The 22,642-nt window shown below is 42.4% G+C and carries 17 protein-coding genes; 2 read left to right on the forward strand and 15 right to left on the reverse strand.

Features of this window, described 5'->3' with window-relative positions; genetic code table 11:
- Positions 1–39: 39 nt before the first annotated feature.
- From D6856_RS14330 to D6856_RS14350, 5 genes are all read right to left on the reverse strand, one after another.
- Positions 40–1,656: a hypothetical protein gene (locus D6856_RS14330; RefSeq protein WP_120687458.1), complete on the reverse strand. Its 1,617-nt coding sequence runs from the start codon at positions 1,654–1,656 to the stop codon at positions 40–42.
- 289 nt (positions 1,657–1,945) lie between these two features.
- Positions 1,946–3,817 (reverse strand): hypothetical protein, encoded by a 1,872-nt coding sequence (locus D6856_RS14335; protein ID WP_120687459.1) that lies wholly within the window; start codon positions 3,815–3,817, stop codon positions 1,946–1,948.
- A 16-nt stretch (positions 3,818–3,833) separates the two neighbouring features.
- Positions 3,834–4,817 carry a hypothetical protein gene (locus D6856_RS14340; protein ID WP_120687460.1) on the reverse strand — a complete coding sequence of 328 codons (984 nt, stop codon included), beginning with the start codon at positions 4,815–4,817 and terminating at the stop codon, positions 3,834–3,836.
- Positions 4,818–4,884: 67 nt separating this feature from the next.
- Positions 4,885–5,877, reverse strand: a complete 993-nt coding sequence (locus tag D6856_RS14345; protein ID WP_120687461.1) for a hypothetical protein — start codon at positions 5,875–5,877, stop codon at positions 4,885–4,887.
- A 99-nt stretch (positions 5,878–5,976) separates the two neighbouring features.
- Entirely contained in the window at positions 5,977–7,608 is a 1,632-nt protein-coding gene (locus D6856_RS14350) for a hypothetical protein (RefSeq protein WP_120687462.1), read from the reverse strand.
- 707 nt (positions 7,609–8,315) lie between these two features.
- Between D6856_RS14350 and D6856_RS14355 the strand changes: the two genes are divergently transcribed.
- Positions 8,316–9,851 carry a metallophosphoesterase gene (locus D6856_RS14355; RefSeq protein ID WP_120687463.1) on the forward strand — a complete coding sequence of 512 codons (1,536 nt, stop codon included), beginning with the start codon at positions 8,316–8,318 and terminating at the stop codon, positions 9,849–9,851.
- Between the two features lie 70 nt (positions 9,852–9,921).
- A complete protein-coding gene (locus D6856_RS14360; protein ID WP_120687464.1) occupies positions 9,922–11,583 on the forward strand; it encodes a metallophosphoesterase in 1,662 nt (553 codons plus the stop codon).
- A gap of 103 nt (positions 11,584–11,686) precedes the next feature.
- Here the strand turns inward: D6856_RS14360 and aguB are convergent, their stop codons facing one another.
- The 10 genes from aguB to D6856_RS14410 form a co-directional block, all read right to left on the reverse strand.
- Complete coding sequence (aguB, locus tag D6856_RS14365; RefSeq protein WP_120687465.1) at positions 11,687–12,583, reverse strand: N-carbamoylputrescine amidase; 897 nt, start codon at positions 12,581–12,583, stop codon at positions 11,687–11,689.
- A 65-nt stretch (positions 12,584–12,648) separates the two neighbouring features.
- Positions 12,649–13,797, reverse strand: coding sequence for an agmatine deiminase (gene aguA / locus D6856_RS14370; RefSeq protein WP_120687466.1), 1,149 nt, complete (start codon positions 13,795–13,797; stop codon positions 12,649–12,651).
- A gap of 15 nt (positions 13,798–13,812) precedes the next feature.
- Positions 13,813–14,997, reverse strand: a complete 1,185-nt coding sequence (nspC, locus tag D6856_RS14375; RefSeq protein WP_120687467.1) for a carboxynorspermidine decarboxylase — start codon at positions 14,995–14,997, stop codon at positions 13,813–13,815.
- A gap of 57 nt (positions 14,998–15,054) precedes the next feature.
- A complete protein-coding gene (locus tag D6856_RS14380; protein ID WP_120687468.1) occupies positions 15,055–16,317 on the reverse strand; it encodes a saccharopine dehydrogenase family protein in 1,263 nt (420 codons plus the stop codon).
- Positions 16,314–17,177, reverse strand: coding sequence for a polyamine aminopropyltransferase (gene speE, locus D6856_RS14385; protein ID WP_120658721.1), 864 nt, complete (start codon positions 17,175–17,177; stop codon positions 16,314–16,316). Before speE ends, D6856_RS14380 begins: the two co-directional genes overlap by 4 nt.
- A 101-nt stretch (positions 17,178–17,278) precedes the next feature.
- Positions 17,279–18,727 (reverse strand): aminotransferase class I/II-fold pyridoxal phosphate-dependent enzyme, encoded by a 1,449-nt coding sequence (locus D6856_RS14390; protein WP_092247635.1) that lies wholly within the window; start codon positions 18,725–18,727, stop codon positions 17,279–17,281.
- Between the two features lie 256 nt (positions 18,728–18,983).
- Positions 18,984–19,526: an O-acetyl-ADP-ribose deacetylase gene (locus tag D6856_RS14395; protein WP_120687469.1), complete on the reverse strand. Its 543-nt coding sequence runs from the start codon at positions 19,524–19,526 to the stop codon at positions 18,984–18,986.
- 182 nt (positions 19,527–19,708) lie between these two features.
- Positions 19,709–20,773 carry a hypothetical protein gene (locus D6856_RS14400; RefSeq protein WP_147367851.1) on the reverse strand — a complete coding sequence of 355 codons (1,065 nt, stop codon included), beginning with the start codon at positions 20,771–20,773 and terminating at the stop codon, positions 19,709–19,711.
- A gap of 120 nt (positions 20,774–20,893) precedes the next feature.
- Positions 20,894–21,898 (reverse strand): lysozyme inhibitor LprI family protein, encoded by a 1,005-nt coding sequence (locus D6856_RS14405; protein WP_120687471.1) that lies wholly within the window; start codon positions 21,896–21,898, stop codon positions 20,894–20,896.
- Between the two features lie 27 nt (positions 21,899–21,925).
- Positions 21,926–22,603, reverse strand: coding sequence for a hypothetical protein (locus D6856_RS14410; protein ID WP_120687472.1), 678 nt, complete (start codon positions 22,601–22,603; stop codon positions 21,926–21,928).
- Positions 22,604–22,642 lie beyond the last annotated feature (39 nt).

The following is a 22,642-nucleotide window of genomic DNA, read 5'->3' on the forward strand; positions in this document are numbered from 1 at the left end:
TTATAATGACCTTTCCATCTATAAGCACAACTATAAGTATCAATCCTGTACAGTTTCCTCTGTCTGCACTTCTACAATCTTTGCATCAAATTTTAATGCTTTGAAAATATCCTTAATTCTAAGGAATCCGGCTGTCTTGGCAGGCTCTTTATCAAGAACCTCAAGCCCTTCCGCATATGCGGGTGAAGTTGTATCAAAAGCGGGAATAGTCAATACCCACTCTTCTCCCTGATAATCAAAATGACATCTCTTTGCTACAGGAACTTTCTCGCAAAGGTACTTGATTATATCAGGTGTCATATTAATCTTGTCCTTGAAGTAAATATCTACAACCTCAAGTGAAGCTACGTCCTGACCAGCTATGTTCATCTGTGCCTGAACCTGATCCGCAATACTCTTGATTGCAATATCATTAAAGTTAAATGTTGCAGGTGCTGAAGGCTCTGATGCATTATCTGATCTATTATCTGAGCTTCCACCCTTATCAACTACTACATTCTTTACTTCACCATGCTCTGTGCTGACCTTAGAAACAATAAGATTAAGCAATTCAGGTGTGAAAGCAACAGTTCCCTTAAGTGATGAGATATATAATGTATAAGATCCATCATCATTCTTGCTAAGCGCATATCCAAGATCGGAATAATTACCGCTAAGCTGTCCGTTATCAGAGATAGCATATCCATCTTTTGCCTTAAGTGTGATAGTACCGGCAACCTCTATAGGATTTCCGTTTTCAGCAGTTTTAACATACTGGAATTTATTAACTTCATCCTCTGTAAAGCCATTAAATGTAACATCAACATTATCTGCGCTATTTACAAGTAGCGCATGATATTGATTCTCTACCATAACAAAATCTTTATTTGTATCTGATTCCTCTCCATAACTGTTGATGATGTAAATCGTTCCGTTAAAGTTTAGCGTTTCACCATTATAAACCATTTCATCGCTGAGTTCTCCATAGTAATAATTATCAATTGTTATAATATCTTCCGGCTTAAATCCGCTATATACTGCTCCGCCGATATTCAGGAGAATACTACCGTTTCCAATAAGATCATCATCGGGATCAAATGAACCTCCAAAGACTTCTCCACCTTCACGATTGTTAGTGATCTTTCCGCCAATATTCTCAACCTGATTGTAATTATCAATAATATGGCCATCGTTCAATCCAACGCCGCCATTGTTTACGCTTACTACTCCATCGACATTGGTTTGAATAAAATCATTATTCTCTTCCACAAAACTATGGTTATTTTTTATAACAAGATTATTTTTCGAAACAATACCGAAATTATCAGTGATTTCTTTGTTATTTACAGATACTGTTCCCACGTTGGAATTAGTGGTAATAAAGCCTAGATTCTCATCTACTTCACCATTATTATTCTCAATAATCCATGTGTTCTTTTCCACAGTTCCGTTATTGTTTAGTATCTCTCCATCATTTGTTTCAATCTTTCCGTCGTTGTTTTCTATTGTATCCCCATTTTCCAACTCGGAAATTGTCTCACCCCCTTCATTATCGGGGAGCTCAGCTGCAAATGCGCTCACAGGCATTGCCACTGATGCTACAACTGGTGTAACCCCTAAAGCTGCTGACATCAAAACCACTGCTAACTTTTTTGAAACATACTTACTTCTTCTCATACCTACTCCTTTTCTGCGTTGTGCCTTGCATTCACCCCCTCATCTTTTTTGAATACATTGCTCGTTTGTTAATTGTTATGATTATATATTAACGTAAATTTTATATTTGTCAACTATATTTTAATATTTTTTAAAATTATTTTTATAAATATTTCAACCCATCTTTTAAGTCAAAGCCTGCGAATATAAATAAGCCTTGAGAAACAGCATCTTTTCTCAAGGCTTATTATCTTATCGCATTATTTTACTTTGTGTTAACATTTTGCAACATCTGTTGCATAACGTTTTATTACTGCGCAACTTCCGTAACGGTAAATCCCACCTTTTCAAATATCTGAGCTACTTTCATGAAATTCGCTGATTTGCCGCTCTCTTTTGACAGCGCATCTATTGCCTCCGTGTACTCTGTCGATGATGTATCAACAACAGGTATGTCCAGGGCATACAGCTTGTCTTCATAAACAAAATAGCATCTCTTAGCTAAAGTACCGTCTTCGCAAAGAGTCTTCACTACCGACACACTAAGATCGGTAATAGATCCAAAGCCAAACTCCAGCACCTTGAACGAATGAGCGTCTCTTCCGCCTCTGGGTGCACGAGTCTTCTCTTCTATGGGAATATATACGCGTGGTCCGTCGTTAACACTGTATACCATTCCAAGACCGGGATTCTCTACGCCGGGAACATAGACTGTATCCGACTGTCTGCCGGACACACCATCAATAGGCTTATCACCAACTGTACTAACAACTGTTTCATTATTTTTTTCGGATACCTTAAGATGAAGATCCTCGAGTGTAAGCGATACATTTCCCGTAAGCGATGAAAAACTTACCGTATATGATCCGTCTTCGTTTTTATTAAGGCTATAAGCATACTTATCTGTCTCTCCGGATAGCTGTCCGTTATCGGAAAGAGAATAACCGTCTTTTGCCTTGAGAGTTATAGTTCCGGCAATCTCAACAGGCTCACCATTTTTAGCAGTCTGGATATACTGTGTGTAATCCACATCATCCCGCACAAAATTGTCATATGTAACGTCTGTGTTATCGGCATCATATACTTCCACACTGTTGTATCTATTCTCTACCGTAACAAAATCTTTGTCGGTATCGCCTTTTTCGCCATACTTATTGGTAATGTGGATTGTTCCATCACAGGCAATTTCACCGTCAGGTGTATCTACCGTATTTTTCAGATCACCGTAATAATAATTTCTGATAGTCAGATCATCTTCAGATTTAACTCCGCTTATTACCGTTCCGCCTCTGTTATTTGCAACAACAGCATTGCTGATTCGAGCGTCATCAGGATCGAGTGCACTTCCGTAAACAACACCACCCGTATAATTATTCTGTACAGCACCTTCTTCAACGATAGTAGCTTCGGAATAATTCTCTACAATGTTTCCGCTATTCTCACCGACAACGCCGTTATTGGCCATGATCAAAGCCGAATTGTTGCCTACAGCTTTGTCATTATTCTCAATCATATCAGTATTATTGTCCACATAGCCGGCATTGCATAAAACATGACCTGCGTTATTGATAATAGTGGCATCCGTATCATTTAGTTCAACATAATAATTGTTGTTGATAATGCGATCTCTGTTGATGTTAACAGTATTATTATTATCGATGACATCACTCTTGTTTTCACCTACAACACCATTATTACTTATAACCCTCGAATTATTTTCACCAACAACTCCGTTTTTGTCGTTATTTACTATCTCAGCGGTATTGGTAAAAACAAGCCCGTTATTGTTTAAGATCGTACCGTCATTGACACCAACAGTAGAATAATTTGTGTTGATCTTTCCATTGTTGGTTTCAACATAGTCACCTGTCGAAGACACAGCTTCAGGTTCTGATTCAGGAGCAGTCGCCTGTTCAGTCTCCGGCACAGTCTCTTCTGTAGTCTCAGGCGCAATCTCCGGCGCCACCTCTGGTGCCGGTTCCGCCGCTGCCTCAGATGCATCCTCTGATGTATTTTCCTGTGAAGCCTCCATTGCTACCTCTTTAGTCTCATCATCAGTACTCTCCTCGGCAGCGTACGAATCCACCTGCATTGTCATGCCAGCAACAATAGGAGTAAACACCATAGCGGCTGATAATAAAATCCTAGCAAGTTCTTTTGAAACAAATCTCTTTCTTCTCATTTCCCTCTCCTTTTATTCAGCGTTTTTTGCAAACATCAAGATGAAGATCCTTAAGCGTGATCTCAGCGTTCCCCTTAAGCTCTGTGATATTCACTGTATAAGAGCCATCGCGGTGCTTATCAAGTGTGTATGAAAACTTATCTGTTTCCCCACTTGTTTTTCCTGTATCGGAAAGCTTATAGCCATGCTTAGCTTTAATCGTAATGGAAGAATTTACCTGAATGGGTTCACCGTTTTCAGCAACAAGCGCATACTCTTTTTCATCGAAATCACTGAAAACAAAACCTGTATATGACACGTCTACGTTGTCGGCGTCTTTAACTTCTACAGAATGATAATGCTTATCCACAGTGATAAAGCTCTTATCTGCAACACCCTTTTCATCAGCGATCGCATCTACACCTTCCTCCGAAAAGTCATTAAGGATGTGGATCTTACCAATCTCGTCGCCTTCATCGTTGGTGGGATTATCATAATTTCCCAAAACCTCACCGTAATAAAAGTTGGTTACGGTAAGCTGATCGTCAGCATTATATCCGGCATAGAGCCTACCGCCGTTGTTATATGTAACGGTTCCGCTTCCTCTTTCTGCTTCTCCGTTTTCATCATATTCGGCGCCTCCGACTACAGAAGCCGTCTCATTGTTGTTGAGCACGTTTCCGGTAATATTGAACACCAGAGCATTGTGATAATTGTTGTTTATCTCACCATAGTTGTTATGTACGCCCATCTCGTTATAATCAACTGTTCCAAAGTTGTTTTCGACTCCCCATTCCTGAGCGTAATTCCATCCGAGAAAACCATAGTTGTTTGAAATGGAACCATCATTCTTATCAACAGTTCCGAAATTATTAACCATGTTTTCCGACAAGAATTCCACATAACCGCTCTCCGGATTATCCGAAGCCTGCTCCGCCGCAAATGCAGTGATCGGCATAAGCATAACCGATGTCGCCATGATCGCAGCTACTGTTTTCTTTGAAAAAATCTTGTTTCTCATTTACTCTCTCCTTTTTTGTTTTTATTTTTATCAGGTCAAAAACGACCATAATAAACCCATTCCACGCTCACTTTCCGATAATATCCAGATGAAGATCTCCAAGCGAGATCTCAGCATTTCCTGATAGTGAGGTAATCTTCACCGTGTAAGAACCGTCATCATTCTTATTAAGAACATAAGACATCTTGCCGGTATCTCCCGAAAGCACGCCATCATCGCAAAGCTCATAACCGTCCCCGGCTTTAATTGTGATTGTAGATGTTAAATTGGCAGATTCTGCATCTGCGGAGATCTCTGCATAATGTTTTTTGTTATAGTCACCAATAGTGAACCCTTCATAGATAACATCAACATTGCCGGATCCTTTTACATCTACATAGTGATAATGCTTATCTACCGTAACGAAATCATTGTTTTCGATTCCGGCTTCGGAAAAATCATTGATAATATGGATCTTACCTCTGTTAGGCTCATTATCGCCTGATGCAGCGCGGGTATAGCCCTGCACAACATCGCCATAGTAATAATTATTTATTGTCAGAAGATCATCCGGACAATATCCGTTTACAACAGTTCCGCCAATGTTATTGACAACAGTACTACCTGTTCCTTTTGATTGGACAAAAGAGCTTTCTACGTCGTACTGTCTTCCGCCGATCACACCGGCTTCCTCGAAATTATTTACAACAGTTCCGCCGACATTGGCAACATAGCCACGTCTGAAATTATTGGTCACTTCCCCAAAGTTAAAATAGACCAATCCGCTATTTTCGCTTATCGTGCCAAAATTATTCAGAACTTCCGAATCCTGATTGTCTGCACCGATCACGCCGTAATTATTCTCAATAGACGAATCGTTGGTATCTACAGTGCCATAATTATTAGCCATGTAATCCGACACATACTCTACAAATCCGTCTTTAGGATTGTCAGCAGTTACAGGCTGTTCCCACGCAAAAACACTAACAGGCATTAGCATAGCACCTACAGCAGGCACAATTGAAACCGATAATGACATCAGTATTGCCGCAACTTTCTTAGAAAAACTCTTTTTCCTCATATAACTCTCCTTTCACACATATATTGTTTTTTGCTATAAAAAAAGGGAGAAATACCGGGATTCCCCAGTATTTCTCCTTTTTATATCTATTTAAAAAAATTATTCTGCAGCTTCCTGCTCTTCTACTACCTTAGTAGCAAATCCAAGTTTCTCAAAGATCTGTGTGATTCTAAGGAAGCCGGCTGTATGAGCGGGCTCATTATTCAATACTTCAAGACCTTCTGCATACGCGGGTGCAACAAGGTCAAATGCAGGAATAAACATTACATATTCCTGATCCTTGTAATCAAAGTGACATCTCTTAGCTACAGGTACCTTCTCACAAAGATACTCAATAACTGCAGGGCTCATGTCGATCTTATCACCAAAGTAAATATCAATAACCTCAAGTGCTGCGATGTCATTTCCGCTTGCAGCTACCTGCTTCTGAACCTGATCTGTAACAGCCTTGATAGCCTCATCGGCAAGGTTGTAACCTGCAGGAGCAGCTGCCTCGACAGGACTTCCTGAGTTGTCTGATGAAGAATGGTTGCTTCCTTCTATAACAATAGCATCACCATCTTTAATATCATCAAGGTTAACTACAGTATCGCCAACTACAAGCTGCTGAATGTTTGCAGCTTCTTCAGCAGTAAGCTCAGAAACAATAAGATTAAGCATATCCGCAGTCAACATAACATTACCTTTAAGTGAAGCAATTCCTATTGTATATGAACCATCATTATTTTTATTTAGATTGTATGAAAGTGTCTCAACTTCACCGCTTAACTGTCCGTTATCGGTAATCTTATAACCGGAATTAGGTCTAAGCGTAATAGTTCCAGTTATCGGAATATCCGTTTTATTAATGCCAGTCTGTACCATATGCATATCAATCGGAAGATCTGCAAAGTTATTGTATTCAACTGTCGCATTATCAGTATCCATAAGTGACACTGCATGATACTGATTATCTACCAGAATAAGATCATTTTCCTTGAATTCATTTTCATCTAAATTATCGATAATATGAACCTTACCAAGTCTGGGATATTCAACTAATCTATATACGCTAATACCACGTGTCTCATTAGGGTCATAATTATCCAAAGCGGTATCTATTGTTCCCTGAACAAATGTATTAACCGTCAATACATCGTCCGCTCCAACGCCATTAAGAATATCTCCGTTATTGATATTTATCGTGCCTAAATATGGGCCTTCACCAGCCTCTGTATCGCAAAGCACTCCGGGGGATCCAATTACTACACCTCCCCACCAGTTATGATCTACCGTTCCTTGACCATTAAATATAGCTGCATTTGAATTATTATCTACCAATCCATCATTTTTATAAATAACATGATGCTCTTTGTTTACATTGACTCTTCCGGTATTATTATTTATCTCGCCTTCATTATAGGCAACAATACCTTCATTATATCTTATTTCTCCATTATTCTGATATACACCGGCGTTTTCAGTATTGTGCGTTACTGTTCCTTCATTAGTAGTGATAACGCCATTATTATTTTCCATAATAACACCGTCAGGAAGTTCCTCAACCGCCTCCTCAAGATTGTTATTATCCTCAACCGGCGTCTTATCGGCATCTCTAAGAATAACCAATTCATCCATTTCAGCATGCGCATCAATAGGTGCTGCGATACTTCCCACAATCGGTGCGATCAGCATGATCGCTGACATTAAAACTACTGCTAATTTTTTTGAAATAAATTCTTTCCTTCTCATACGCTCTCCTTCGCGGTATCTAGTATTTTGCCTCGTATTTGTCCCCCTCTTAAACAATACTTAGCGTTATTAATCTTACTCATATATCTTACCATTAATTTTAAAAAAAGATACATCTTTTTTAATAATTTTTATTTATTGCAAGGGAAACTTATATTTTATTAACAGTTTCCACAGAGTTATCCACAATGTGTTCAAAAAAAAATCACATTTAATTTTTAGCCCAGTATCTATCGGACTCATCAAAAAATAATCCGTGTATTTTTCGTAACCTTTATTTGACATGATTTTATAATTTTGCTACGGTGTACGAGTGTTCCCCAGACACACTAGTGTTCCCCATAACACTTAACGTTTGTAAAAGGAAAGAGTTTTTACGTAACACCGGAGCTTCGGCTCCGCGAAAAAACGACATTGCCACACGGCAATGTCTTCACATACATGTGAGAAACAATGAAATACTAAGCAAGACCTGAGAGACAAAAGGGATCATGTATGACCCCTCTATGATTCCCATTACATTTATACAGATGCATCGGAATCCCCAGGTTCCGTCTTTAAATATTCGATCATATAAATGAAGTGTGAATCATAGAGAACACACAATTATCTATCTAAGCATTATCCCCACAACAAAATAAAGTCTCTCGAACAAAAACCTCTTTCCTCGCACAAACCAAAAACACTGACGAGGAGGTACATTTAAATTGAGAAAAAAAATCGTTCTTAAAAGTATGCTTACAGCCGCTATGGCAATGAGTGTGCTCTTTTCTGCAGTAGGTACTAATACTGCATTCGCGGCAGGAGGCGAAATAGTATCGTTTAATATCACTGCAGATTTGATCTGTAAAGAATATTCAAACGGATTACCCAAGGATTTAGATAAGGATCTTGGCGATAAAATTGTAATTGTTTCCACAAATGATATTCATGGTGCAGTAAATGATTTAACATATGTTTCCCAGTTAAGAAATCGACTGAAAGAAAAAAATGCCAATGTGCTTTTAGTTGACTCGGGAGATTTTAGTACAGATAAAAAAACAGTTGAAAATTATGACGGTAAAAAAAGTGATGACGCCGGATTTTGCGCATCCAACACAGAAGGTATAGCGCCTGTTAAGATTATGAATGCCGTTGGTTATGACTATGGCTGCTTAGGCAACCACGAATTCGAAAGGGGCAAAGCTAATGCAACAGCCATAATCAAAGCAATTAAACACAAAATAGTTGACGCGAATCTTGAAAGTAGCGGAAATTCCACCGAGCTCGCAAAACGCGCAATAGCTAATGTGGACGGAGTAAAAATCGGATTTTTTGGTCTGGATTCACTCGAAAACCATGCATGGTATCCCAACTTTGATTACAAGGTCAATAAAGATGCTAAAGCCTTGCATAACACTGCAAGAACTCAGGTAAACGAGCTAAAAAAAGAGGGAGCTGATATTGTTATCGGTCTTACACATCTTGGAGTAGATGATGAACCGGCTAATTGGGCAACAAAAGATTCCGACAAAGTAAAAAATGCTATTAAGCCTAATACAAATGATAAAAAAGTAAACAAATACGATTATCTTTATCCGGAAGGAATAAGAAGCGTTGATTTATTTGCAGATGTTGATGGTATTGACCTTCTTCTTGATGGTCACTCTCATACCACAATGACAGGTAGTGAATATTTCAAAGATGTAAATGTTCAGTCCAACGGAATATGGCTCAGAAACATCGGTGTTGTTGTAATCGGCAACACTAACGGTAAATATGAGATTGAGCAAAGATTCCTTATTCCTGAAGAATACTATGACAAAATCGGAGAAGATCCAAAAATCACAGACTACATAAATTATGTAATCAAAGCTTCAGAAACCCCCATGACTGCAGAAGAAGCCATGAAATCAATAGAGGATTACGATCCCAATAAGGATTATTCTGCTGATTCTTCTAAAACATCAAGAAAATCAAAGCAGGAAAAAGCTTCCGCAGCTGATGACTCCTCTTCTATCGAGGCTAGCCTTCCCGAGAATGAACTCGAAGCTACTGAAGCAGCAAGCAGCGCAAGTATCGAGAACGAAGACGCTGCAAACACAGCAAGCTCCGAGGACGAAGCAAATATCGAAGAATCAACTGAAGAGACATCTTCAGACGATTCTTCAAATGAGAAGTCCAATGATAAATCAGGCAAAACCGGTGACCATCACCGTGAGCGCCATCACCACCGCAACTATAAACACGGTTTCGGCGGCTGATGACGGTATCACCTTAACTATCTGACACATACAGTAAATCGTAAACACAACACATAGGAGGTGAATTACATTGAAAAGAAAATTTGCATTTAAAAGTTTACTGTCACTGGCAGTAGCGGGTACCCTCTTCTGCGGCAGCGCAATATCTGCATTCGCGGAGGATATCGGTGATTATAAAATCGGAAAACCTGATGATACCTTAGCAATATCTAAAATAGCAGAAGATAATGGTGGCGATTTGTCAGGAAAAACTGTAATTCTTTCAACAAATGATACACATGGTGCTATACTTCAGTATGCTTATTTTGCAGCCTTAAAAAACTACTTCCATGACGAATTAAAAGCAACTGATGTCCTTCTTGTTGACTCAGGTGATTTCAGTTCAGATAAAAAGGATAAAGATAAAATAAGTATAGAAGACTACAAACTATATGGACATCTAAACAAGGCAGATCACCCTGAAAGATCTATTGAGTTAATGAATGATGCAAAATATGATTATGCTTGCTTAGGTAATCATGAATTCGATTATGGTTTTGACACGCTTAAATCAATGTTGGATAGTGCTGAATTTACCATGCTCGATGCTAATATAATCGATTCAAAGAAAAAGTTAGTCGATGCAAATAAAAATCCACTATATTTACCTCATACAACAATAACAACTAATAATAGCGGATTAAAAATTGGCTTTTTCGGATTAGATACAATAGAAGTTGAAAGTCAGGACATAAAACCTTATTGGGGAGGTAACAATCAAGGAATTAGCATTGAAGCAGATGATGCCTTACATGAATGTGCACAAACGCAAGTAAATGAATTAAAGAAGACTTCTGACATTATTGTCTGCTTATCACACTTAGGCTTAGAAGAAAAATTTGGTCCCGGTAAAAAAGAAGACCATACAAAAAATAAAATTGGTGTTAGAAGTGCTGATGTATGGAATAATACAGATGGAATAGATTTAATACTTGACGCTCATTCCCACACCGGTTTAAACGGTGGTGAGAACAACGCTCGTATTTTATCTACACAGATATGGGGTAACTATCTTGGTGTATCAGTAATAGACAATAACAACCCCAAGAATATAAGCACATATTTAGTCGCTGATGGCAACTACGAAACCGTCTTTGGTTCCACAACAGAAGAACGTTTAGAAAATCTCATTAAATACGGTGCAGGCGATGTTATTGATGATTTAGTAGGTTATCTTAACAAAGATTACAATACAAAGGAAGATAACGCAATTGAAGCACTCGATCTTTTTAAATATGTAGATGATGAGGAACTTACTATTCCCAATATCGTTAAGTCCGGTAAAGACAGTTCTTCAAACGATAAGAACCACGGCAAGAACGGCCGAAACAACGGTAAGAATAACGGCAAAAACGACAAGAACAGTAAGCACGGCAAGAACGGTAAGCACAGCAAGAACGATAGAAACAGTAAGAGCAACAGCAGATTCGGTAAGCGTAGCTTCGAGTACGATGAGGAAGATTTCGAGCTTGAAGAAGATACACAGGCTATAGAGGATGCTTCAACTGAGGCTACAACAGCTGATGAGAACGCTGAGATCACAAGCGAGGCTAATGACGAGAGCAGCACTCAGCTTGATGAGCAGTCTACAGATGCTGCAAGCACAGATGAAAGCACTGAAGCAACCGAGCAGACTGATGAGCAGGATAACGCTGAACAGAACGAGGATGCTGAAGTAGATCCCGCAGCATAAAAAACTTTTTTCAAAAACATCGTAATTTCATTGTGACAAATACCTCAATATAGATAAAGAGCACAGCCCTTTTGATACGGTCCAAAAGGCGCTGTGCTCTTTCTTATTTAACGATTTCTCCGTAGCATGAAGGTCTTCTGTCCCTAAAGAGCCCCCATGACGATCTCATCTTGCTGTTCTCTTCAAAATCATACTCGGCATAGATGATCTCTTCCTTGTCGCGACTTGCTTTAGCGATAACATCACCCGTCTGATCCGTAAGGAAGCTGCTTCCGTAGAAGCATAACGATGACTTCTGCCCGCCGTTTTCCTCACACGGCTCAACATCCTCTTTGCCTATCCTGTTCGCTGCGGCAACAGGAATGATATTTGCTGCGGAATGTCCCTGCATCGTTCTCATCCAGTGGCCTGAGCTGTCCACATCAAGAATCGGCTCCGAACCGATCGCTGTAGGATACAGGATAATATCCGCTCCGCCAAGTGCAAGACACCTTGCCGTCTCAGGGAACCACTGATCCCAACAGATTCCGACTCCTATTCTTCCCGCCTGAGTCTCAAACACCTTAAAGCCCGTGTTTCCCGGAGTAAAATAAAACTTCTCCTGATAATAGTGATCGTCCGGAATATGAGTCTTTCTGTAAACTCCGACAATCTTGCCGTCGGCGTCGATCATCGCAACCGAATTATAAAAGACATTCTCATCCTTCTCAAAGACGCTTATCGGCATGACCACTTTGTTTTCCTTGCAAAACTCGCTAAAGTAGATAACAGCCGGGTTCTCCAAGATCGGAACCGCAAGCTCGTAGTAGTCATATCTTCTCTCCTGGCAGAAATATTTTCTTTCAAACAGCTCTGACAAAAGAATTATCTTAGCTCCGTTATCTGCCGCTTTTTTAGCAAGCTCAGCGGCTTTCTTTATGTTATTGTCAACCTGCTCCTTATCGGACGCACAAGGCGCTCCGCAGGCAAACTGGATACATGCAACTTTTGTAAGCGACATCTCTATCTCCTTTTCAAATATACTACAGACATTTGCACTTTACCGCACATGTCGTAAGAACACGATCATCCCCGCGGCACCTGCTGCGTAATGCAATGAATATTACCGCCGCCGAGCAAAATATCCCTCGCGGGAATCCCAATTACTTCCCTACCCGGGCACAGCTTCCTTAAAATCTCCAGCGCCCTATTATCGCTGCTCTCATTGGCACCTCCAAACATCGGAAGCAAAACAGCTCCGTTTATATAGTAGTAATTGACATAACTCGCAGCAAGTCTCTCACCGACCTCGCGGAAATCCTCGCCCTCTTCAAACTCGTAGTTACCAAGATCTTTTTCTGTAATAAGAATAGGCTTCTCAGGAATCGGAAGCTTGTGGATCACAATCTCTCTGCCCTTCGAATCCTTCTGCGACTTAAGATATTCATAAGAGGCAAAAGAAAGCTCGTACTGCGGATCGTTCCTGTCATCCGTCCACGCAAGCACAACCTCACCGGGCGCCACAAACGCGCACACATTGTCGACGTGCTCGTTGGTCTCATCATTGTAGATGCCTCGAGGAAGCCACAAGATCTTTTTCGCACCAAGATAAGTCTTAAGCCTATCCTCAATCTCATCCTTGGACAACGACGGATTCCTTCCCTTACTCAAAAGACAGCTCTCCGTCACCATCACCGTTCCCTCGCCGTCGGAATGGATCGATCCACCCTCAAGGACAAAAGGCGCAGCGTCATAATAATCACAGTCCAAATGCGTCAAAAACTCACAAGCAAGCGCATCATCCTTATCCCAAGTAGCATAGAGCCCGTCGTACTCTCCGCCCCATGCGTTAAAGCTCCAGTTGATACCTCTGACCGATCCGTCTCTGTCAACAACAAAAGTCGGTCCGACATCCCTAGCCCAAGCATCGTCTGAATCTATCGCGATCACTTCTTTTCTCATGTCAAACTCAGAACGAGAAAGACCTGTCGCAGGAAAAAGACTCTCCAAAAACTCGCACGCCTCATCATAAAAATCCGAAGAAGCCGCCAAAAAAAGCTTCTCCCTCTTCATGATCTCGGTGTAGATCCTGCCGAAAGAATTAAGCGCTCCGCTCCTGTCTTTTCCCCAGCTTCCGGGACGAGTCGGATATATCATAAGGGTTCCTTCATGCTCCGCAAACTCCGCGGGCATAAAGAAACCGTCTTTGTCAGGTGTTGTATGTAACCTCTTCATATATGTTCCTATAAATCACAATCTCATCTTGAAGTCGTCATAGCCAAAGCGCTTAAGCACTTCAACCTCGCCGTCATCATGCATTATATCGATATCGGGAAGCGGCATTCCGTTAAAAGTATTGTTCTTAACCATGCTGTAGATCGCCATATCCTCAAAATACAGCCTGTCGCCGATTCCGATCTCTTTATCAAAACTGTAGTCGCCGATAATATCCCCCGCAAGGCACGTCCTCGACGAAAGCCTGTACGTATTGGCAAGCTCTCCCGCTTCACCGCTGTCACGAAGCGGCGGCCTATACGGCATCTCAAGAACGTCAGGCATGTGACAAGCCGCCGAAGTATCAAGAATAAGCACAGGATACTTCTCCGTCTTAACAATGTCCATCACAGTCGTCACAAGAAGTCCCGCGTCAAGCGCGATCGCTTCGCCCGGCTCAAGATAAACCTCGATACCGTAAGTATCTTTTATCCTCTTAACAAGCTTAATAAGCCCTTCTCTGTCGTAATCTTCCTTGGTTATGTGATGTCCGCCGCCAAGGTTGATCCACTTGATCTTACCCTCTTCGCCTTTACGCGTAGGGAAGAATCGTTTAAAAGAGCTTTCGACTTCAAGAAACGTCTTTTCAAGCGGCTCAAATCCCTGTTCGCACAATGTATGGAAATGAAGCCCCGAAACGCCCTTGGGAAGCTTATCTCCAAGGTCCGCGTTTCTTATTCCGAGCCTTGACCCCGAAGCACACGGATCATAGATCTCATGCCCTTCCTGCGTGCTGTACTCGGGATTTATTCGAAGCCCTACAAAGAGACGTCCGTTTTTTACATTCTTCTCCCAGACCTCTCTGTGATGCTCAAGCTGCGTAAGTGAATTAAAGACCATGTGGTCGCAGATCTCACACAACTCTTTTATCTCATCATCATTAAAAGCAGGCTCAAAGACATGATTCTCAATCTTGCGCTTACCCTTTAAAGGTTCGATCATCTCTTCTTTCGCAAGCCTTGCTTCATATAAACCCGAAGCCGTAGCTCCGGACAAATACTCACCTATCATAGGATAAGTCTTATATGCGGAAAAAGCCTTCTGCGCAAGAAGTATCTTGGCACCCGACTCTTTCTGCACATAGCTTAAGATCTCAAGGTTTTCTTTTAATTTCTTTTCATCAATTACATAAGCAGGAGTTGTGATCTCCGATATCTTCATCCGTTTTCTCCCAGAGTTTCAATATGCAGTCAAACCGCTGCTTCTATGCACGTAGCGTCAATCCACAAGAGCGGGATTCTCATCAACCACCCAAGGAAGTCCGTACTCATTAAGCATCTCCATGTAAGGATCGGGATCGAACTCGTCCGTTGTGTACACACCGGGCTTCTTCCACTGTCCGTTAACAACAAGGGCAGTTCCGATCATAGCAGGCACACCTGTTGTGTAGCTTATAGCCTGGCTTCCGAGCTCCTTGTAGCATTCCTGATGATCACATACATTGTAGATGTAAACAGTCTTTTCTTTTCCGTCCTTGATTCCGCGGAAGATACAGCCGATATTGGTCTTTCCGACTGTTCTAGGTCCAAGGCTTGCGGGATCGGGAAGAAGTGCCTTTAAGAACTGAATGGGCACAATCTCTTTTCCCTCAAAGTTAATGGGGCTTGTTGAAAGCATTCCTACATCTTCAAGACAACGCATATGATCAAGATAGCTCTGACCGAATGTCATGAAGAAACGGATTCTTTTTACCTCGGGGAAGTTTCTTCCGAGAGCCTCGATCTCCTCGTGATGAAGAAGGTACATGTCCTTCTCTCCGACCTCAGGGAAGTTGTAAACTCTCTTGATCTCCATGGGCTTAGTCTCAACCCAGTGTCCGTCCTCCCAGTAGCTTCCGTTCGCACTAACTTCGCGAAGGTTGATCTCGGGATTAAAGTTGGTCGCAAAAGCGTAACCGTGGTCACCGCCGTTGCAATCAAGAATATCGATAGTGTGAATCTCGTCAAAATAATGCTTCTTGGCATAAGCGGTAAATACGCTTGTTACGCCGGGATCGAAGCCTGTTCCGAGAAGGCCTGTGATACCTGCCTCCTTGAACTTATCCATATAAGCCCACTGCCAGCTGTAGTCAAAATAAGCTGTGAAACCCTTTTCCTTGCAGCGCTTCTCGTAAATCTCGCGCCACTTCGGATCATCCGTATCCTCAGGCTCATAGTTGGCTGTGTCGATATAATCAACCTTGCACTCAAGGCAAGCGTCCATGATAACAAGATCCTGATAAGGAAGCGCAACGTTAAGAACCGCGTCAGGCTGATACTCCTTGATAAGTGCGATCAGCTCATTCACGTCATCGGCATTAACCGCCTTTGTTGTGACCTTCACGCTGCTTCCGCTCTTTTCGATCTTATCTTTTAAAGCGTCGCACTTGGAAACCGTGCGGCTTGCTATGCAAAGCTCCGTAAATGTCTTGCTGTTCTGACAGCACTTCTGTATTGCAACCTGTGCGACTCCGCCGCAACCAATAACAAGTAATCTGCTCATCTGGACATGTCCTCCTCTTCCTGTAATAAGTCTTCTACGTACTTGGGCAGCATGAACGCTCCCTTATGCAAATGCGTGGTGTAGTACCACGTCTTGATTCCTCTCTCATCCCATCTGTCCGGATTGAAATCCTTGAGCGGATGGTACTTCTTGCTGGCAAAGCCAAAGAGCCAGTAACCTGCGGGGCATGTCGGGATATGCGCCTGATAAACCCTGTTAACCGGGAATACTCTGAACGCCTTCCTGTGCATCGCTCTGCAGCTCTCCTCATCCTCATCGTAGAACGGGCTTCCGTGCTGGTACACCATGATGCCGTCGTCGTGAAGCGCCTTGTAGCAGCTTCCGTAGAACTCCTTGGTAAAAAGACCTGCCTCATGGCCAAGGGGCTCGGTCGCATCGTTAATTATAAGATCATACATATCCTCGCACTTACGAAGATACTTAAGTCCGTCCTGATAATAAATATGAACTCTGTCATCCTCAAGTCCGATCGCATTGTCCGGGAAATATTGCTTGCAGACATCCACAAACATGTTGTCCGGCTCAACAACGTCGATTACCTTGATCTCCTCATAGTGAGTGAGCTCTCTGGCAACACCGCCGTCGCCGCCACCAAGAACCAGGACTCTCTGAACCTTGGGGTGAACCGCCATCGGAACATGAACGATCATCTCATCGTAAGTAAACTCGTCCTTCTCGGAAAAGATAATATTACCGTCCGAAGTAAGGAACTTGCCAAACTCAGGTGAGTCAAAAACGTCTATTCTCTGAAATTCGCTGCTACCGGAAAAGAGCTGTTTGCTGATCCTGATGCTGATCTTAACGTTTCCGGTATGCATATCGCTAAACCAATAATCCATCTCTGCCATTATCGATCTCCTATAAACGCAACCATATAGTGTGTCTATGTATTATTCATTATATCATGATGTGGTCTGTTCCGCGCGATGCGCACCCACGATCACTTAAGCACAAAAAGCTCGGAAATATCCTCACTCTCGGGTCCCTGCATCGAGCAACCCTTCTCCCTTGCTGTCGTTATATAGTCGAGAATCTCCTCTGTGATAACTTCTCCGGGAGAAAGAATCGGTATTCCCGGCGGATAACACATAACAGACTCCGCACTTATCCTGCCGACTGAATTCTCGATAGAAACAGGCTCTTTTTCCGCATAAAAAGCTTCCTGAGGTGTCGCCTTAACAATAGGTGTCACATACTCCGCAGAGAAAAAGCTCTGCTCAGGCTTGGAATAAAGCCTTCTGATATCGGCAAGCGCTCCCGCAAGTCTCTCAATATCCTGCAGCCTGTCGCCGATTGAAATATATGCCATAACATTGGACAGATCACCAAACTCCATCTGAATGTCATATTCATCTCTTAAAAGGTCATAGACCTCGATACCCGTAAGACCAATGCTCCTGGTATTTACAACAAGCTTGGTCTCATCGAAATCATAGATACTTCCGCCGTTAATAAGCTCATTACCGTAAGCGTAGTAGCCGCCGATATCGTTGATCTCTTCTCTCGCGTACTGCGCCATCTTGGTTACTTTGGCAAAGCTGTCCGCTCCGTTGAGAGCAAGATTTCTTCTTGAAATATCAAGACTTCCGAGCAAAAGATAGCTTGCACTCGTAGTCTGCGTAAGATTCACAACCCTACTGATATATCCGACATTGGCGCCTTCTCCGCACAAAAGAACCGAGCTCTGCGTAAGACTTCCGCCCGACTTGTGCATACTTATCGCTGCCATGTCCGCGCCCGCAGCCATCGCATTTAAAGGAAGTCCCGGTCCGAAATATAAATGCGTTCCGTGAGCCTCGTCAACAAGCGCCTTCATGCCGTTCTTGTGAGCAAGCTCGACGATTGCCTTAAGATCTGAACAGATACCGTAATAAGAAGGATTATTAATAAGGATAGCTTTCGCATCCGGATTCTCTTTTACCGCCTTCTTAACGTCCGCGATCTCCATTCCGAGCGGGATTCCAAGCTTCGTATCAACCTTGGGATCGATATATACCGGAACCGCGCCGCAAAGAATAAGCGCGTTGATCGCACTCTTGTGCACGTTCCTCGGCATAATGATCTTCTCGCCCTTTTTAACGGTAGAAAGAACCATCGCCTGAACAGCACTCGTTGTTCCGTTGACCATCATGAACGCATGCGCTGCACCGAAAGCATCAGCCATGAGCTCCTCTGCATCCTTAATAACCGATACCGGATGACAAAGATTATCAAGTGGTTTCATTGAATTAACGTCTACACTGACGCATCTATCTCCCAGGAAACTAACAAGCTCGGGATTACCTCTGCCCCTCTTGTGTCCCGGAACGTCAAAGGGAACAACCCTCTGCTTACGAAATCTCTCTATAGCCTCGTAGACAGGCGCTTTCTTTTGTCTGCTAAGGTCCAACTTGCCGATCCTCCTACCGCATTACTTCGCTCTGGGATATGTACTAAATTCGATAAAACCTCATTAAGTACATCCCCATGGCTCGCACTAGGTTCGATAAAACCTCACCAAGTGCTCCGCTCAAAATAGGGAGCGGTGCGAGTCTTCGCACTACTCCCCGTTAAAATCCAATTGTACAGTAAACTTATAATACTATATATTGCTTCATTATGAAAGTAAAAAATTTGTATACAATCTTTTGCCGAAAAAGAGCTGTCTACCGCCCGTTCTCGAGTTTCAGATAAGCTTCAAGCTCTTCCTCTCTAAAACAGCAGATATAAACATTTATCACAGCATCCTCGTGCGCTGCAAGCCAGCCTTTTACCGCTTTCATGGCGACCTTCGCAGCGTCGCCCAAAGGGTATCCGTAGACACCTGTCGAGATGCAAGGAAAAGCAACGCTCTCAAAGCCTCTCTCAAGCGCCCTGTCGAGGCTGTTCGTATAGCACGATGCCAGAAGGTGCGCGTCCTCATCCGATCCGCTGTACACGGGACCGACGGTATGGATTATAGCCTTGGCAAAAGAAATATCGTATGCCCCTGTAACCTTGGCATCGCCCGTCTCGCACCCTCCGAGCGTTCTGCACTCGGAAAGAAGTCCCGACCCCGCCGCCCTGTGGATCGCGCCGTCGACACCGCCGCCTCCCAGAAGCGTATTGTTTGCGGCATTAACTATAGCGTCAACCTTAACGTCCAGAACACCGCCTTTTACTATATTAATATATGCGTTACTTCCGCACTTAATTACCTTGCGTACCATATCGCCCTCCGACCACGTATCTCTTCTATATCTCTATATAAGTATGTAATATCATGAATCACCCGTCAAATTTTGGACAGGGAAAACCCACGGAAGCTTTGTTTCATTCTCCCGTGGGTTTTTATGAGGTGGGGGTATATTATCTATAAAAAACAACTGACGTAAACTGCACGAAAGTGTTTTTATAGGGCAATGATAGCGGAGTACTCGCTGTCTCCGTGATAACCTCCTGTTATCTGGTCGTAATCAAGCCACAGATAAAGGTTATCTCCTTCATATCTCCAGTGAACGTTGTCACTCTTTATAGCTTTTTTAACTTCTTCTGTGATAACGAAATAATCCTTATCGTTATGCGCTGAATATATCTGATCTGCCGCATCCTGGATCTGAGCCTCTGTAAGGCCCTGTACATCCGAAAGTTTAGTGAAATCCTTAGTGTCCTTACTTATAAAATAAGATTCCTCATAAACATTAGGATGAGGTCCTCCGACTTCCTGTATCCTTGAAACATTGATATAAACATATTGAGCCTGTTCATCAATGGAAACGGAATTGACCTTCTGCGAATAATACGCAACATTGGCGTTATCGGCAAGATCTTTATTCTTTTCATTTTCAAATATCTCGTTAAGCTCGCCTACAACCTTGTTATAATCAGGGTTCATGCAAGAAAACTTAGGATATTCGTAGGAATATAACTGTGTTACGTTGGAACCGTCCCCTGTCGCGGTCTCACAACCTACGGCAATACCCGCACTTGCGAGATTCTGATCGCCGGAAACCTGTGCGTTATCGGCAGGTGCCTGTGCCTGTTCACCACCTGACGGTGTAGGCTTAACATCCTGTGTAGGCTTAGGTGTCGGAGTAGGTACTCCTTGTTCCGAAGATGCGCTTGTTTCCTTAACTACAGGTGCCTGTTCCTGTGTTTTATTGGGAGGAGTCTGTGCCCCGTCTGCCGTTACTGAAGATGCTGCTGAAGCCGAAGCCTCATCTTTGATACTCTCAGATGAAGATGCGCTCGCGGAAGCGTCTTCATCATGCTCTTCATCTTCTACCGAAGACTCTGCAGCCGAAGATTCCTTAGTTGGAATAGGAATACCGGGTTCAGAGTTTTCGCTTGTTGCCTCAACGGCAGAACCAAACTCACTCTCAATATCCATTTCGCTACAACCTGCCGTAGCAAGCATAGCACCCAATAAGGAAAGAATTAAAATGTTTCTCCTCCATTTCCTTATTTGATTTCTCATAAAATTCTCCTCTTATAAAGCGTTCGTGTCGTCGTCTTTAACACTATAGTTATATTATCACACAATTGTTAATCTGTCTAGTATATTTTTTAATATTTTTTAAATATTTTTAAATATTATTTAAAATGCCATATCAAACACGTGCTTTTCCCCGGTTGCGATGATGTCATCGCCCTGCGTTACCTCAAATGTAGCGCCATCCCAGCCGTATTTGATAATTCCTTTAATACTTCCGGTATCATCCGTAAACTCAAGCTCTTCGTTTCCTTTTTTGGTAAAAGAGCCTTCTATATCTTTCTCTCTGTAAAGAGCAAGCTTAACAATGTCATCGCCTTCCATACTCTGTGTGATCACCATTGTACTGTAAATCTCGCTCGTTCCCTGCGTATCAACATATGTGTTATACAGAGCTCTCTCGGGCATTGTAAAGCTCTCCCCTTTAATCTTTGCAAGCTCAGATGCAAGTATCACGTCTCTGTTATATGTAAGGGACCCCATGCAATTATTATATGAAAGCGGATAAATCGTACCGCTCTCTTCACGAGGACCAATCTCGGAAATAATCACATCTTCTTTCATTGAATTCCAATTTCTCTGCGCGGAAAGTAAGCGTTCTTTTGTCGCCTCATCTGCGCTCTTATCAATTCTGCCCCAGAGACTGTTAAGTTCATAATCATATACTGTAACGCTCCATGCCGATGCCATATTCATATCGGCCTGCCCTATTGCTTCCTGTGCATACTCATCGTACTTAGCAGCAATTTTAACCACCTTATCAAACTCATCCTGAATAGATGATGCCGATGAGATCGCCGCCTCAACTTCTTTTTCTATATCAGCGGTGTAATCAGCCATGAAATCCTTGGTCGGATCAAAGTCAGAAGTACTGCTGTCATTCTCATCTGTCTGTGCATTATCTGAGGCATCTTGCTCATCCGTATCGTCTTCCTGCTTGTCCGTGTCCGCTTCCTGCTTGTCCGTATAGGCTTCCTGCTTGTCAGGTGCAGTCTCCTCAATAGCCTCGCTGCTTACGCCGCTACCGGTTTCCTCAAATATCTCATCATTACAACCGGCAAGCGAGAGCATAGTGATCATAAGTGCTCCGATAAGTACTTTCCTTTTCATAAACGTTTTTCTCCTTTAGTTTATAGTTTAATTTATAGAAAATTTCTCTATAATTCTATTGGCTATTCCTGCGCAAAGCTCATGATTGGATCCGACAATGTTGTACTGAATCGTTACGCTATACACAGTATCATCAACGTTTTTCTCCTGATATATGAAGCAGTTATCTCCCATAACCCCTTCAAGATTAAAGCCCTGACCACCGTTTAACTCATCAACAGATACACTTTCCAACCTGCTTGAAAAGTAGTCATGATCATACATAACAGCTTCATCGGCATTTCCTGAAGGTGTCTGAGCTCCGGGTACAGCGCCGACTTCAACGATCATTCCATTAACAGGATCAGAAAACGCCATCATCTTTCCGGCAGCTGTCTGCTCAGGTGTCTCGTCCACGAAATCAGCAGGCACCTCAAACTTAGCATTCATCACGGAATATTCCTTCCACTGAAGATCGCCTGCCTCGGCAAGCATAGGAACGCCGTCGGCATTAACCTTTCCTGTATCTGTCGCTTCGTCCCCCGATGTATTCATGGAAGCGTCTGTCTCTGTCTCATCTTCAAAAGTTAAATCCTTAGCAGTTTCTTCTCTGCTCATCTCAATATTACTTTCATCTACGTCAGGAGTAGTGCTCTCAACTTCGTCTGCACATGCTGTAAGCAGCATGGCTGCAACTATAATCGGTAAAATAAACTTTCTTTTCATTTCTCTTCCCTTTCTTTTATGAAAACAACTGTAACATTT

Source organism: Butyrivibrio sp. XB500-5 (genome assembly GCF_003625505.1).
GTDB lineage: Bacteria > Bacillota > Clostridia > Lachnospirales > Lachnospiraceae > Butyrivibrio.